Origin of the sequence: Thioclava arctica (assembly GCF_040892615.1) — a bacterium.
Taxonomy (GTDB): Bacteria; Pseudomonadota; Alphaproteobacteria; order Rhodobacterales; family Rhodobacteraceae; genus Thioclava; species Thioclava arctica.
Map to the genome: position 1 here is coordinate 496,426 of NZ_JBFRYC010000002.1, position 14,646 is coordinate 511,071.

Here is a 14,646-nt window from a genome sequence, read left to right on the forward strand (position 1 = left end):
TTCTCCCTCGAGATCCGTATGCTTCCCAGCAAAGCAGATATCCTGGCCTCAAGGAACGGCAAAACTCACATGACGGATCACAAAGAGACAGATTCCGCCCATATCCCCTCTGCTGAGGGGCTGGCCAATGCCGCGCGAACGGCCTCAAAAAAAGGCCCGCCACCGGTGCATCTGTGGAACCCGCCCTTTTGCGGCGATCTCGACATGGAAATTCGCGCCGACGGGACTTGGTTTTATCTGGGCACGCCGATTGGGCGGGCACCGCTGGTGCGTTTATTTGCCTCGATTCTCAAGCTGGAGGACGGCAAATATTTCCTCGTCACCCCGGTCGAGAAAGTGGGCATTCGGGTGCAGGACGCACCATTTGTGGCGGTCGATTTTGAGGCAGAGGGCACGGGCGACGATCAGACCCTGCGCTTTGAAACCAATGTCGGCGACAGCGTTCTGGCCGATGGCGATCACAAAATCCGGGTGCAGCATAGCGCAGACGGCACGCCGCGCCCTTACCTGCATGTGCGCCGTGGCCTTGAGGCGCTGATCGACCGCAAAAGCTTTTATCGGCTGGTCGATCTGGCGGTGACGCGGCCCCATGAGGGGCAAGATTGGCTGGGCGTGATATCCTGCGGCCAGTTCTTTCCGATCCTGCCCGCCGCGGAGGTCTAAGTGCCAAAATTTGCCGCCAACCTGACCTTCCTGTTCACCGAACTGCCCTTCATGGAGCGCTTCGCCGCCGCCAAAGAGGCCGGGTTTGACGCTGTCGAAGTGCTGTTTCCCTATGAATTCTCGGCCCAGGAAATGCGCCACGAATTGGTGCGCCATGACCTGACCTTCGTACTGATGAACGTGCCGCCCCCCAATTGGACCGGCGGGGATCGCGGTTTCGCCGCCGTGCCGGGCTGCGAGGATCGGTTTCGCCGCGATTTCGACCGCGCGATGCGATTTGCCGATGTGCTGGGACCGCGCCACATTCACATCATGGCGGGCAAGGCGCGGGGCCTCGTCGCGCGTAAAACCTATATCGACAACCTGACATGGGCGGCGGCGCGCGCGCCCAAACGCTCACTGACGATCGAGCCGATCAACCCAATCGACATGCCGGGCTATTTTCTCAATGATTTCGATCAGGCAGCCGAGATACTGGACACAGTCGGCGCGCCAAATCTGAACCTGCAATTTGATGCCTATCACGCCCATGTCCTGACCGAAGACGTGGCCGCGACATGGGACAAGCACAAAGATCGCGCGGTGCATGTGCAATTTGCGAATGCGCCGGGACGTGGCGATCCGCGTAGCGGAGAGATCGACCTGAGCGCTTTTTTCAATCAGCTCGATCTCGGCGGCTATGCGGGGTTCGCCTCGGCCGAATATAGGCCTGTCGGGGAGACGCGCGATGGCTTGGGCTGGTTGCCCACCTAATGGGCAAGATGATCGGCACAGCCCGTTAGCACAGTCTCCGGTTCCAGCGTGGCGTGGTGAATGTCAAAGCGATGCGCGAGCATTTCCTTGGCGCGCGCAATCACCGGGGCGTAATCATCGCCCGCCCCCAGCACCAGATGCGCCTCAACCGAGACCCGCCGCTCGTCGATCTGCCACAGATGCACGTGATGGACGCTCTGCACGCCTGCAATCTCGGCCAGCGCACCGCTCACTTCGGCCGTGTTCGCCTCGGGGGGTGTGCCCAACATCAAGATGCGCAACACCGGCTTCAGATCGCCCACGACATGCCACAGAATGAAGACTGAAATCCCGATTGTCAGCAACGGATCGACCAGCCGCCAATCATAAAGCAGGATCAAAGCGCCTCCGACAATCACCGCCACCGAGGCCCCCGCATCGGCAAGATTGTGCAAGAACGCGGCGCGAATGTTGAGGCTATCCTTAGAGAGCGCATAGGTTAGCGCCGCCGTTGCTAGATCAATGATCAGCGCCAATCCGGCCAACCAAACCACGATCCAGCCATCGACCTGCGGCGGTGCAACAATCCGCCCCAACGCCTCGAAAACCAGCCAGATCGAAATCAGGATCAGCGCAATATAATTCACGAAAGCCGCAACCACCTCGGCGCGCGCCCATCCGAAACTCATCGCAGCATCCGCCCCGCGCCGCGCCAGCCGCCGCGCCCCAAAGGCCAACACCAGCGCTGCCGCATCCGAGAAATTATGTACCCCATCTGCCACCAGCGCCATCGAGCCCGCAATCACCCCGCCCGCAACCTGCGCCACGGTCAAGATCACATTGACCACCACGGCAAAAAGCACCCGATTATCGCCAGCGCCCTCGCTTAGATGATGATGTTGATGGTCATGTGGCATCGCGTTCCTGTCTCTTTCTGGCGGTGTTCTTTTGGTTCTGGCGGTGTTCCTTTGGCGCGCGTGGAACGCTCCGCGGGGAGTATTTAGGGCTAGATGAAACGTGGTGTGGCTTTCATCTAGCCCTAAATACTCCCGCCGGAGGCATCCGCACTATCACTCCACGCCCCGTGTGTCTCAATGCGCCTCAGCCCAGCTTGCCCCTTGCCCGGCATCAACGACCAGCGGCACCGAAAGTTTCATCACCGGTTCCGCCGCACCCACCATCGTGGCGCGCGCAGCAGCAATCAGATCATCAATCGCGCCGTTCTCGACTTCAAAGATCAATTCGTCATGAACCTGCAGCAGCATCGTCGCGGGCAGCCCCGCGATGGCGGCGGGCATTCGGATCATCGCTCGCCGGATAATATCAGCCGCCGCCCCTTGAATCGGCGCGTTGATCGCGGCGCGTTTGGCAAATCCCGCCGACGGGCCTTTAGAGGTGATTTCGGGGGTATGGATTTTGCGGCCAAACAGGGTTTGGACGAATTTATGCTCTTTCGCGAAGGCCACCGTGTCGTCCATGTATTGGCGAATACCCGGGAAGCGTTCGAAATAGCGGTCGATAAAGCCCTGCGCCTCGGCGCGCGGAATGCGCAAATTGCGCGCAAGACCAAAGCCGGAAATCCCATAGATCACGCCGAAATTGATTGCCTTGGCCTTACGGCGAATGTCAGAGGTCATCTGATCGAGCGGCACATCGAACATTTCCGAAGCCGTCATCGCGTGAATATCCAAACCCTCTTTGAAGGCCTGTTTCATCTCGGGCAGATCGGCGACATGGGCGAGGATACGCAGCTCGATCTGGCTATAATCGAGCGAGACGATCTTCATCCCCGGCCCCGCGACAAACGCCTCGCGGATACGGCGACCTTCCTCGGAGCGCACGGGAATATTCTGCAAGTTCGGATCGGTCGAGGCGAGACGACCGGTATTGGCCCCGGCGATGGAGTAGGACGTGTGCACGCGCCCCGTTTCCGGGTTCACATGGGTTTGCAGCGCATCCGTATAGGTCGATTTCAGCTTGGCGATCTGGCGCCAATCCAGCACCCGAGCCGCCAGTTTCGCTGCCTGCGGATTCACATCTTCCAGCGTGGTGACGTCTTCGAGCACGTCTGCGCCGGTACCATAAGCGCCCGTCTTGCCCTTCTTACCGCCCTCGACGCCCATTTTTTCGAACAGGATTTCGCCCAGCTGCTTGGGCGAGCCTACGTTAAACGGCGTGCCTGCGATCTGCGCGATCTCGTCTTCCAGCCCGGCCATTTTCTGCGCGAATGCGTTGGACATGCGCGATAGAACCTGCGCGTCCACCTTGACCCCCGCCATTTCCATATCGGCCAGAACCGGCACCATCGGGCGTTCCAGCGTTTCAAAGACCGTGGTGACCTGTTCGCGATGCAGGCGCGGCTTGAATTGCTGCCAGAGCCGCAAGGTGATATCAGCATCCTCGGCGGCGTAACGCGTGGCGGTGTCGATCGCGACCTTGTCAAAGGTGATCTGGGATTTGCCCGAGCCGATCAGATCCTTAATCGGGATCGGCTGGTGGTTGAGATAGCGATCTGAGAGCGCATCCATACCGTGATTGTGCAGCCCCGAGAACATCGCGTAGCTCATCAGCATCGTGTCATCGATCGGGGCGACGCGAATGCCGTGACGCGCGAAAATCTTGAAGTCATATTTCATGTTCTGCCCGATCTTGAGGATCGAGTCATCCTCCAGCACGGGTTTGAGCAGCGCCAGCGCCGCATCCATATCCATCTGCCCCTCGGCGCGAGCCGTTCCGCCAAACAGATCATCCTCGCCCATGGAGTGGCCCAGCGGAATATAGGCCGCCTGGCCCGCCTTGATGCACAGCGACACACCGACCAGATCAGCCTGCATTTCGTCCAGCGAGGTTGTCTCGGTATCGACCGCAACCCAACCGCGCGCGCGAGCTTGATCGAGCCATTTCTCTAACGTCTTGGCATCGCGGATACAGACGTAGCTTTCCGGCGTGATTGGGGGGGCGTCTTGCGCAGGTGTTGCCGCGTCCGTCGAGGCGGTGATCTCAATCGCGGGCGGTGGCTCGGCGTTGAATTTCTCAGCGACGCGGCGGGTGAGCGTGCGAAATTCCATCCGGTTCAGGAAATCGAGCAGCGTTTCCACCAGCGGTTCGCGGATCTCCAAGTCATCGAGCGTAAAGGTGATCGGCGTTTGCGGGTCCAGCGTTACCAACTGCTTGGACAGCCGGATCTGATCCGCATTATCGACCAGCGATTCACGGCGTTTGGGCTGTTTGATTTCGCTTGCGCGCGCCAACAGCGTTTCCAGATCACCATATTCATTGATCAGTAAGGCCGCCGTTTTCACCCCGATCCCCGGCGCGCCAGGGATGTTGTCGACCGAATCGCCCGCCAGCGCTTGCACGTCGACCACGCGATCCGGGCCCACGCCGAATTTCGCCTCGACCTCTTCGACACCGATGGCGCGATTCTTCATCGCATCGAACATCTCGACGCCGCCACCGACCAGTTGCATCAAATCCTTATCCGAAGAAATGATCGTCACCCGCCCGCCCGCTTCGCGCGCCTGACGCGCCAGCGTGGCGATGATGTCATCTGCCTCATAGCCCTCAAGTTCCTCGCAGGCGATATTGAAGGCGCGCGTGGCCTCTCGGGTCAGCGGCATTTGCGGGCGCAAATCTTGAGGCATCTCATCGCGATTGGCCTTGTATTTGTCATACATGTCGTTGCGAAACGTATGGCTGCCCTTGTCGAAAATCACTGCCGCATGGGTGGGCGCATCAGAGCCTTTGGCGTCCTCGATATATTTCCACAGCATGTTGCAAAACCCGGCCACAGCGCCAATCGGCAAGCCATCGGATTTACGCGTCAGCGGCGGCAGCGCGTGATAGGCGCGAAAGATAAAGGCCGATCCGTCGATCAGATGCAGGTGACAACCTTTGCCGAATGCCATGAAAACAGTTCTCCTTCGCGCGCTTTGGATAGGTTGTGCCACAGCGCGCCACGCAGTGCCAGCACTCGCCCGTCTTCGCGCGAGCCCTTGCGCAAAACCCCGTGATGGCCCATCTGTCTGCAAAGACTGCGTAAAAGGATCAGGTGATGGATTATTCCAAATCAGGAGGTGCCAATATGGCCAAACATGCCCCCGCCCATAGCGAACACAACGCCAAGGGTTCGAAAAAGAACCCCTATGGCAAAGCTGCCCCTAAGGCCGAATTGCTGGCGCGCATGAAGGCCGCCGCCGAAAAGAAAAAGGACGGCTAAACGCCGCCCTTCTGACATAAACACGAACTGCGTTCAGTGATCGTCATGCGCATGTTCGCGGTCGATCACATATTTCTTATCGCAATAACCACATTCCACGAACCCAGTGTCGCGCGGGATCGAAAGCCAGACGCGCGGATGGCCCAACGCGCCCTCGCCGCCATCGCAGGCGACTTTCCAATGCGTGACGATCTCGATCTCGGGGGCCTCAGGGGTCGGGTGCGAAGAGGTGGCAGTCATGGCGGCTCCATCTATATAAGGGCGCAAAGGGGCGCGCCCATCCGTTGGGCGCCATTCTAACTATCACGAAAGGCGGGGCAAGTTGGAACAGCAGGCAATTGAGGTCAAAGGTCTACGCAAGACCTATGCGGGCAGCAAAAAGCAAGAACCGAAAGAGGCGCTGAAAGGGCTGGATCTGTCAATCCCGGCGGGCACGATCTTTGGGCTTTTGGGCCCCAATGGCGCAGGCAAATCGACCCTGATCAATATTCTGGCGGGTCTGGTGAAAAAAACCGATGGGCAAGTTGTGATCTGGGGGTTTGACCAAGATGTGAACCCGCGCCAGTCGCGTGCCGCCATCGGCGTGATGCCGCAAGAAATCAACATGGACCCGTTTTTCACGCCGCGCGCGGCACTGGAAACACAGGCTGGGCTGTATGGTGTGCCTAAATCGGAACGCTGGACCGATGAGATTTTGGAGCTTGTGGGCCTAAGCGACAAGGCCGAGGCCTATGCTCGCGCCCTTTCGGGCGGGATGAAGCGGCGCTTGTTGCTGGCCAAGGCACTGGTGCATCGGCCGCAAATTCTGGTGCTCGATGAGCCCACCGCCGGCGTCGATATCGAATTGCGCGCGATGCTGTGGCGCAATGTGCGCAAGCTGAACGAACGGGGAATGACGATCATCCTGACCACCCATTACCTCGAAGAGGCCGAGGAAATGTGTGACGAAATCGCCATCATCAACCACGGCGAGTTGATCGTGCGCGACACCACCGCCAACCTGCTGGGCCGGATGGATCGCAAGGCGCTGGTTGTTGAACCGCGCAACCCCGCGCCCGATCACATTGCACTGCCCGACGGCGTCAAGATGGACAAGCGCCCCGGCGGGCGGCTCGCCTTTACCTATTCGCGCAGACAGACCGGACCCGAAGATATTCTTGACGCGATCCGCGCGGCAGGCATCGAAATTCGCGATGTGGCGACCGAACAGCCCGGGCTGGAAGAGGTTTTCGTCTCACTGACCTCAAGTCAGTGAGGCAGGACACCTCGCTTGGCGAATAGCGGGCAGCCGCATCGCGATAGCGCGGCCCCCTCTTACAGGTTGTCTTGAACGCCAAACCCTTCAGGAATTGTCGCCTGCCCGTCAAGCACCAGATCGATCATGACCTGCGCCACTTTCGGGGCCATGCCAAAGCCAATTTTGAACCCACCATTGGCGATGAAATGCCCCGGTCGATCGGGCCAAGCCCCCAGCATCGGTGCGCGCGATTTTGCACGCGGGCGCACCCCGGCCCATCGGTCGATCACGCGCGCTTGCGCCAGCGCAGGACACAGGCGGCGGGCGGTGTCGATCAGTGTCTCAAGCTGGGCATCGGTCGTGTCGGGGGTGTCAAATTCACGCTCGGAGGTCGAGCCAATTGCGACCGTGCCATCGGCGTGTGGCACGAGATGCAGGCTGTCGGCATAGATTTGCGGCGCAACGCCCGCGTCATGGCGCAACAACGCGGATTGCCCTTTGACACCGTTGCCCATTGGCCTGCCGAAAGCAGCACTCAGATCGGCCAAGCCGGGGGCACCGGTGGCGTGGATCACCGGGCCGATCTCGGCCCCCTCGCCAATCACGATCTCGACGCCCATCGCCTGCAAAGCCGCAACAAGGGCAGCACCAGCGGCACGCGGCGCGGCACGCGCGCTTAGTGTGTCATGGATCACCAGCCCCGTGGGTGAGGGCGGCGCGAAGGGGGCGAACTGCGCCGCCTCGACCACCTGCCACGTCGCGCGCCCCTGCCATAGATCGGCGGCGCTTGCCGCGCGTTCCTGCGCGCGAGCGATCTGCGCCTCGTCCATCAGCGGCTGGATGCGCCCGATGCGACCATAGCCCGGATCGCGCCCGCCGATCTGCGCGACCTCAGCCCAGAAGGACTCAGCCATCATCAGGCTTTCAAATTGAAATTGCTTCTTGGCGTTCCAGTTTTCGGGCACATGCGGGGCAAGCGCGCCGACATGCCCGCCCGAACTGCCCGCGCCAATCCGCTCGGCCTCGATCAGGCGGACCTTCGCGCCACGCCGCGCGCCTTGATAGGCGATGGCAAGGCCAAAGATACCGCCACCGCGCACTGTCAGATCGGGTCGCCCGCTTGTCATTCGCCGTTCCTTGCTCCAATGCTCGGATCAAAGCAACGGACTATCCCTGATGACCCTGCCTGACCAGAGCAAAGCCGATCTCGATTGGCGCGACGGCGTGTTGCCTGTGTCGCGCCGGTTTGATGACCCCTATTTCAGTCTTGGTGGCGGCTTGGACGAAACGCGCCATGTGTTCTTGGCGGGCAATGACTTGCCCGGGCGTTTGGCGGCGGGGTTTCAGGTGGCCGAGCTGGGCTTTGGCACCGGGTTGAACCTGCTGGCGCTGCGCCTGATCTGCCCGGACGATTGCGCGATCCGGTTCACCTCATTTGAGGCCTATCCGATGAGCGCTGAAGAGATTGCGCGCGCGCTGGACGCATTCCCGCAGGCGCAGGCGATTGCCGCGCCGTTTCTTGACGCGTGGGCGCAGGGCGCGCGGGCGTTTCAGCTCGGCCCGATCGCGGTTGAGGTGATCGAGGGCGATGCGCGTGAAAGTTTGCCGCGCTGGCAGGGGCAGGCGGATGCGTGGTTTCTCGATGGGTTTTCACCCGCCAAAAATCCCGAACTCTGGGGCGATGATTTGATGGCGCAGGTGGGCGCGCATACGGCCAAGGACGGCACCTTCGCCACTTATACCGCCGCCGGGTTCGTGCGCCGCGCCTTGGCGCAAGCCGGGTTCGAGGTCTCCCGCAGCCCCGGTTTCGGCCATAAGCGTCATATGTCGAAAGGGGTGTTTCATGGTTGAGCAGGATAACCGCCGGGGCATCCTGCTGATGGTCATGGTGACCTTCATCTTTGCGATGCAGGACGGGATCTCGCGCCATATCGCCGACACCTACAATGTCTATATGGCGCTGATGGTGCGGTTCTGGTTCTTCGCGGGGTTCGTGCTGGTGATAGCGGCGCGCAGCCCCGGAGGGTTGCGGCGCGCCAGCCGCTCGGGTCTGCCTTGGGCGCAGCTTTTCCGCTCGGTCGTGCTGATCGTCGAAGTAATCGTGATGGTGCAAAGCTTTGTCTATCTGGGGCTGGTGCATAGCCACGCGGTTTTTGCCTGCTATCCGCTTCTGGTGGCGGGGCTGTCCGGGCCTGTTCTGGGCGAGAAAGTCGGCTGGCGCAGGGTGGTGGCGATTGCGATCGGCTTTGTCGGGGTGCTGATCATCCTAGAGCCGGGCTTTGGCGTGTTTTCTCCCTATGCGCTGATCCCGCTGGCGGCGGCGACGCTGTTTGCGCTTTATTCGCTGATGACGCGCTATGTTGGGCGGGTCGATCCGGCCTCGGTGTCGTTTTTCTTTACTGGCGTTGTCGGGGCGCTGATTGTGACCGCTGTCGGCATCTGGCATTGGCAGAACATGACGCTTGCCGATTGGGGCTGGATGGCGGTGTTATGCGTCACTGCGGCGACCGGGCATTTCCTGCTGATCAAGGCCTATGAGGTGGCCGAGGCGTCAGCGATCCAGCCCTTCGCCTATCTGCAACTGGTCTTCGCCGCCACGCTGGGCGTGGTGGTGTTTCACGAACCGCTTGAGATCAACGTGGTGATCGGCGCGGGCGTGGTCGTCTGCGCGGGGCTGTTCACGCTGTGGCGCGCCCGGGTTGCGGCGGCGTCCTAGCGCGACTACCCCGCTGTGCCGCGCAGAATATCGGTAAATTTCAGCTCTGGCTCGCGCAGGCGCGCACGGTAGGGCGGGATCGCTTCGGCTACGCGCATCGTGTAATTGCGGGTCTCGGTGAACGGGATCATCTCGACCCAATCGACCACATCAACCGTGCCCACGCGCGGATCACCCTGCTCTTCGATCCAGCGGCGCGGACGGCCCGGCCCGGCATTATACCCGGTGGTCACCAGAACCGTTGAGGCCCCGAACTCATCGCGCAACTGCGCCAGATAGGCCCCGCCAAGGCGCAGGTTATAGGTGGCGTCACTGGTCAGGCGTGACAGCGAATAACTTAAGCCCGTTTTGGCCGCCATCATCTTGGCCGTGCCCGGCATCAGCTGCATCAAACCTTGCGCCCCCACGCCGCTGGCCACGCCCACCGCGAACTGGCTTTCACGACGCGCGACAGCCAGAACCAGCGCTTCGGGCACGCCCAGATCGTGACTGGTCAGCGCCGGGATCGGCCACAGCGCCTGCGGAATAATCTCACCCTTTGCAGCGGCGCGTTTGCCGACAATCAGCGCCAGATAGGCGTCTTGTTGTTCCAGTGCATATTGCGCCAGCGCACCGAAATTGCCGGGGCCAAGGCTTTCCTCAAGATGCAGAATAAAGCGTGCCGCCAGATCGGTTTCATCGGCCTGATACAGAAGCTGCGCGGCCTTAAAGATATCGCTGTGGCGAAACTTGTATTCGTTCCAATTGGGCAGCGTCGGGGTGGTTGCGAAACTGGCGGGCAGGGATTGCCCCAAGCGTTCCGCCGAGAGCAGCCCGTAATAAGCGCTTTGCTCGCTCGCCCCCTTTTGCCAAGCCGCTTTGGCCGCGTCGGTCTTGCCCATCACCTCCAGCGCGCGGCCCTGCCAGTAGTAAGCGCGTGCCGAGGAAATCGGCCCATCCACCGCGCTTTCTAACGCTGAGAAATGGCGTAGCGCGCTAGACACATCGCCCAGTTTCAGCGCAGCATATCCCGCCACCCATTCCAGATCGGCATAAGCCGATCCCCCCGGCTTGAGCCGATGGGACGCGGCCAGATCATAGGCGCGCTTGGTATTGCCATTGCGCAAGTCCCAGCGCGCCTGTGCGCCACGCAACTCGGCCCAAAGTGCGGGATCTTCCAGATCGCTGGCCGAGGTTGATCTCTCAAGAATCAGTTCGGCCGCGCCATCTTCAAGCCCCTCGCGCCAGCGCCACCACGCGCGATCACGCGCCAGCCCAGCCGAGCGTTTGACCATATACTCGGGCACCGCCGCGACCAGATCATCCACGCCGTTTTCGCGCGCTTGCAAGGCGATGCGGGCGCGAGCAACAGCCTGCGTGCCAGAGCCGACCAGATCCAGCATTCGGCGCGCCTGAGTCAACTCTCCGGCATCCAGCATGTTCTGCATCCGCCCGCCATGATGCGGCGCGATCAAGGCGGAGTATTGCGCCACAAACGCATCTTGTTCCTGCGAGGTCAAAGACAGGTGACGCCACGCCGCCTCGGCCTCATGCGCCGCAGCGGTTTTCTGCCCCAGCGCAAGATGCGCGCCAATCAGCGCCAATGCACCCGTGCCGGTTTGCGGCGCGCCTAGCTGGAAATACGCCAAGACCTGCGTCGGCGGGATCGCCTCAAGCGTTGCCTCGCCTTTTTCGCGCAACAGCGCCATGCCCGGCCAATCCGCGCGCCGGGATGCAAAGGCGAAATAATCCGCGAAAGTACCATCACCCGCGCGCAGCCGTTGCCATTGGATAAGATCACCGCCAAGCGAACCGTCACGGCGCGCCAAGGCCTCGGCGCGGCTCCAATCGCCGGATTTTGCAGCAGCCATTGCCTCGGCCAGCGCGCTGGTTGCAGCGCGCACAATGGCGGGTGCGAGAACGGCGGTCGATGCGGCAAGCGCCGCGAGGAACTGGCGTCGGATCATCATGGCTGCTCTTTTCTTGTGGGGTTTTCCCCTTTGTCCCCAACTCTCATAAATGGGGATGATTCACAAGTTGGCAACGGCGCGGCAAACGCATATAACCCGGCCGATTTCCGCCGCCACGACTCGCGTGAGCGGCACAGACCAAACCAAGTCCAAACCAAGGAGCGTGTCATGTTCAAAGGGTCCCTTCCCGCACTGGTCACGCCGTTTAAGAACGGCGCACTGGATCTGGACGCGCTGAAAAAGCTGGTTGAATGGCATATCGAACAGGGCAGCCACGGGCTGGTGCCTGTGGGCACGACGGGGGAAAGCCCGACGCTGAGCCATGACGAACACATGACCGTGATCACCGAGGTCGTCAAAGCCGCCAAGGGCCGCATTCCCGTAATCGCGGGTGCCGGGTCGAATTCGACCGCCGAAGGTGTGCGCCTGATCCAGCATGCCGCCAAAACCGGCGCGGATGCGGCGCTGGTGGTCACGCCCTATTACAACAAGCCCAGCCAGCGCGGCTTGATCGCGCATTACACCGCGCTGCACGAGGCCTGCGATCTGGCGATCATCATCTACAACATTCCGGGGCGTTCGGTGATCGACATGGCCCCCGAAACGATGGGCGAATTGGCCAAGCTGGAACGGATCGTCGGTGTGAAGGATGCGACCGGCAAGCTGGAACGCGTCTCGATGCAGCGTCTGACTTGCGGGCCAGATTTCATTCAGCTTTCGGGCGAGGATGCGACCGCGCTTGGCTTTAACGCGCATGGCGGGGTGGGCTGTATCTCGGTCACGGCGAACGTTGCGCCCCGGCTTTGTGCGCTGTTCCAAGAGGCGACGCTGGCGGGCGATTACGCCAAGGCGTTGAGCTATCAGGACAAGCTGATGCCACTGCATATGGCGATCTTCCTCGAGCCCGGCGTGGCGGGCGCGAAATACGCGATGTCGAAGCTGGGCCTGATTTCGCCCGAGGTGCGCTTGCCTTTGACCGAATTGCTGGATGACACGAAAGCGGCGATTGATGCTGCGATGGCCTATGCGGATCTGATCTAAGCTATCGCGGGTTTCGCACCGACATCTCTGCCGCGGTCCGATCGACGCGCGCGTTCTTGAACGCCGCGCGAGCGGCCTGCGCGCGCCGGGCGGGGGAATGCGCCCTCAGACCTCGCCCGCGCGCATGATCTCGGCTTGCGAGAGACCGAAGCGTTTGGCAAAGCGCGCCCGTGCGGCGATCAAACGCGGATCATCGGGGCGCAGACCCAAGGTGCGGATAAACTCGATCCGGCTTTGGGTCTTGAGAGCGTCGCGCGAAATCGCGGTGCCCATGATCCGGTCGATCACCTCGCCACCCGCCGTGACATGAAACCATTTCGAGAAATCGCGGAAATGGTGCTGATTGTGCAGGGTGCTGACGCGCCGCTCGACGGCGGTTTTCTTCACAGTCACATGCGCCGTGGTGTGAAACCACTCATAGGTAAGAAAGGTTACCGCCCCGCCCAGCGCCACCACCGCCACCGCGATGTCAAACGCATGGTTCAACCCGAACAGCGCCAGAACACCCCACAAAATAAGCGTATTGCCCAGCAAAACCGGCACGATCACCGAGAGCGGCGCAAACAGCAGCGGCCAGCAGGTAGGAAATTCGTGGTGCCCGTAATGCACGCGATAAAGCCAGTTGAACGCCCATTGGCGCTGCGGCGGGGCCATGTGGAACACATAGCGATGCAGCCCATATTCGTTGAGCATCTGCGCAGGCACACCCAGCAGCGCGACCGCCCAAAGCCATGCCGGCCCCTGCGCGGTCCAAACAGCCGCCATTACGACAACGCCAATCATCACCCAGATTGACAGATGAGACAGCATCAAGCGCGCCCGCATCACATATCCTCCCGCTTTCATTCAAGCAGGAGCCTGCCATGGGCGCGCGCAACCGCAAAGCGTTTCGCAGCGTCAGTCCTGCTGTGCGGCCTCGGTCTCTTTTTCAACAGCCAGCTCGCCCTTGGACGTGTCGGCATCGGCCTGATGCACCGCCCATTCGCCCTCGCCCGCTGGACGGGGCAGTTTCTCGGCTGGCCAATCGCGGAAAATATTCGCCTTCGAGATGAAATGCGCGGTGACCGGGGCGGTGAGAAAGATGAACACCGTCACCATCAACTCATGCAGGCTCAGGTGATCTTGCTTGACCGCGAACCAGATCATCGAGGCAATCAGGATCGAACCCACGCCCAAGGTCGCCGCCTTGGTCGGCGCATGCAATCGCGTCATCGGATCGGGCAGTTTCACCAGCCCCAACGAGCCCACGAAGCCAAAGAACCCGCCGATCACGAGCAAGGCTGAAATCACAATATCCCAGATCAGTTCCATGATGCCCTCACTCGATGATATCGCCACGCAGGATGAATTTCGCGAATGCCACGGTCGCCACGAAACCCGTCATCGCGTAAAGGATCGACGCCTCGAAAAACAGCGCCGTGCCCTCGTAAATGCCAAACAGCACGATCATCGCGATCGCATTGATCGCCATCGTATCAAGCGCAAGCACCCGGTCCGTCACGCCCGGCGCCTTGACCACGCGAAACAGGTTAAACAACAACGCCGCGCTATAGCAGGCGATGGCGAAGATCAGCGCGTAAGTGATCATTCGAAAATCTCCTTCAATCGGGCTTCGTAACGGGTCTTGATTTCATCGCGCACCGCATCGGCGTCGGGCGCATGCAGGCAATGCACCAGCAGCGAATGCCCATCCGCCGCCAGTTCCGCCGTCAGCGTGCCCGGCGTCATCGTGATCGTGCCTGCCAGCACGGTGATCGCCTCTGGCTCAATCAGATCCAACGGCACGGTAACCCAGGCCGGTTGCAGCTTGGAATTGGGCATGAACAGCACGATTTTCGCCACCGTGATATTGGCGATGATAATATCCCAGACCACCACCAGTATATATTCGATGATCTTAAGCGGATTGCCGATATGGGGGCGCGCAGGCCAATAGGGCGACGTGATCCACGGGATCACCAGCCCGACCAAGAGCCCGAAGACCAGCGAATTCAGCGTGTAGGCATTGGCCAATAGCAGCCACACCCCCGCGAGCACGATGGTCAAATAGGGGTGGGGCAGAAGCTTGCGGAACATGATGCGGCCCTCC

At 61.1% G+C, this 14,646-nt stretch carries 16 protein-coding genes; 7 read left to right on the top strand and 9 right to left on the bottom strand.

What is annotated here, in order from left to right:
• The first annotated feature begins 69 nt into the window (after positions 1-69).
• Together AB4874_RS05180 and AB4874_RS05185 are read left to right on the top strand one after the other, a co-directional pair.
• The gene (locus tag AB4874_RS05180) at positions 70-663 is read left to right on the top strand and encodes a DUF1285 domain-containing protein (protein WP_368391185.1); all 594 of its coding nucleotides are present in this window, start codon (positions 70-72) and stop codon (positions 661-663) included.
• On the top strand, positions 664-1,416 hold the full coding sequence (locus tag AB4874_RS05185) for a hydroxypyruvate isomerase family protein (protein ID WP_368391186.1): 753 nt from the start codon (positions 664-666) through the stop codon (positions 1,414-1,416).
• Here AB4874_RS05185 and AB4874_RS05190 read toward each other — a convergent pair.
• Together AB4874_RS05190 and polA are read right to left on the bottom strand one after the other, a co-directional pair.
• On the bottom strand, positions 1,413-2,312 hold the full coding sequence (locus AB4874_RS05190; protein WP_368391187.1) for a cation diffusion facilitator family transporter: 900 nt from the start codon (positions 2,310-2,312) through the stop codon (positions 1,413-1,415). The two genes, AB4874_RS05185 and AB4874_RS05190, sit on opposite strands and share 4 nt — an antisense overlap.
• 174 nt (positions 2,313-2,486) lie before the next feature.
• Positions 2,487-5,303 carry a DNA polymerase I gene (polA, locus tag AB4874_RS05195; protein ID WP_368391188.1) on the bottom strand — a complete coding sequence of 939 codons (2,817 nt, stop codon included), beginning with the start codon at positions 5,301-5,303 and terminating at the stop codon, positions 2,487-2,489.
• Positions 5,304-5,449: 146 nt separating this feature from the next.
• Here polA and AB4874_RS05200 point away from each other — a divergent pair, with 146 nt between their 5' ends.
• Positions 5,450-5,614 carry a hypothetical protein gene (locus AB4874_RS05200; RefSeq protein WP_295532553.1) on the top strand — a complete coding sequence of 55 codons (165 nt, stop codon included), beginning with the start codon at positions 5,450-5,452 and terminating at the stop codon, positions 5,612-5,614.
• A gap of 33 nt (positions 5,615-5,647) precedes the next feature.
• Here AB4874_RS05200 and AB4874_RS05205 read toward each other — a convergent pair whose 3' ends face one another.
• Positions 5,648-5,854 (bottom strand): zinc-finger domain-containing protein, encoded by a 207-nt coding sequence (locus tag AB4874_RS05205; RefSeq protein ID WP_295532551.1) that lies wholly within the window; start codon positions 5,852-5,854, stop codon positions 5,648-5,650.
• An 82-nt stretch (positions 5,855-5,936) separates the two neighbouring features.
• Between AB4874_RS05205 and AB4874_RS05210 the strand changes: the two genes are divergently transcribed.
• On the top strand, positions 5,937-6,869 hold the full coding sequence (locus AB4874_RS05210) for an ABC transporter ATP-binding protein (RefSeq protein WP_368391189.1): 933 nt from the start codon (positions 5,937-5,939) through the stop codon (positions 6,867-6,869).
• 59 nt (positions 6,870-6,928) lie between these two features.
• Here the strand turns inward: AB4874_RS05210 and AB4874_RS05215 are convergent, their stop codons facing one another.
• Positions 6,929-7,978 carry an NAD(P)/FAD-dependent oxidoreductase gene (locus AB4874_RS05215; protein WP_368391190.1) on the bottom strand — a complete coding sequence of 350 codons (1,050 nt, stop codon included), beginning with the start codon at positions 7,976-7,978 and terminating at the stop codon, positions 6,929-6,931.
• A 49-nt stretch (positions 7,979-8,027) separates the two neighbouring features.
• Between AB4874_RS05215 and mnmC2 the strand changes: the two genes are divergently transcribed.
• Together mnmC2 and AB4874_RS05225 are read left to right on the top strand one after the other, a co-directional pair.
• Entirely contained in the window at positions 8,028-8,702 is a 675-nt protein-coding gene (mnmC2, locus tag AB4874_RS05220) for a tRNA (5-methylaminomethyl-2-thiouridine)(34)-methyltransferase MnmC2 (RefSeq protein ID WP_368391191.1), read from the top strand.
• Positions 8,695-9,567 (top strand): DMT family transporter, encoded by an 873-nt coding sequence (locus AB4874_RS05225; RefSeq protein ID WP_368391192.1) that lies wholly within the window; start codon positions 8,695-8,697, stop codon positions 9,565-9,567. The genes mnmC2 and AB4874_RS05225 overlap by 8 nt, the downstream gene beginning before the upstream one ends.
• A gap of 5 nt (positions 9,568-9,572) precedes the next feature.
• On the opposite strand, the gene AB4874_RS05230 is transcribed toward AB4874_RS05225, so the two are convergent.
• Positions 9,573-11,513 carry a lytic transglycosylase domain-containing protein gene (locus AB4874_RS05230; protein WP_368391193.1) on the bottom strand — a complete coding sequence of 647 codons (1,941 nt, stop codon included), beginning with the start codon at positions 11,511-11,513 and terminating at the stop codon, positions 9,573-9,575.
• Positions 11,514-11,684: 171 nt separating this feature from the next.
• Here AB4874_RS05230 and dapA point away from each other — a divergent pair, with 171 nt between their 5' ends.
• Positions 11,685-12,557 carry a 4-hydroxy-tetrahydrodipicolinate synthase gene (gene dapA / locus AB4874_RS05235; RefSeq protein WP_368391194.1) on the top strand — a complete coding sequence of 291 codons (873 nt, stop codon included), beginning with the start codon at positions 11,685-11,687 and terminating at the stop codon, positions 12,555-12,557.
• A 105-nt stretch (positions 12,558-12,662) separates the two neighbouring features.
• Here dapA and AB4874_RS05240 read toward each other — a convergent pair whose 3' ends face one another.
• The 4 genes from AB4874_RS05240 to AB4874_RS05255 form a co-directional block, all read right to left on the bottom strand.
• On the bottom strand, positions 12,663-13,382 hold the full coding sequence (locus AB4874_RS05240) for a sterol desaturase family protein (protein ID WP_368391195.1): 720 nt from the start codon (positions 13,380-13,382) through the stop codon (positions 12,663-12,665).
• A gap of 72 nt (positions 13,383-13,454) precedes the next feature.
• Entirely contained in the window at positions 13,455-13,868 is a 414-nt protein-coding gene (locus AB4874_RS05245; RefSeq protein ID WP_295532535.1) for a Na+/H+ antiporter subunit G, read from the bottom strand.
• A 7-nt stretch (positions 13,869-13,875) separates the two neighbouring features.
• Positions 13,876-14,145 (bottom strand): K+/H+ antiporter subunit F, encoded by a 270-nt coding sequence (locus AB4874_RS05250; RefSeq protein WP_295532533.1) that lies wholly within the window; start codon positions 14,143-14,145, stop codon positions 13,876-13,878.
• On the bottom strand, positions 14,142-14,633 hold the full coding sequence (locus AB4874_RS05255; RefSeq protein WP_368391196.1) for a Na+/H+ antiporter subunit E: 492 nt from the start codon (positions 14,631-14,633) through the stop codon (positions 14,142-14,144). Before AB4874_RS05255 ends, AB4874_RS05250 begins: the two co-directional genes overlap by 4 nt.
• Positions 14,634-14,646: the final 13 nt, after the last annotated feature.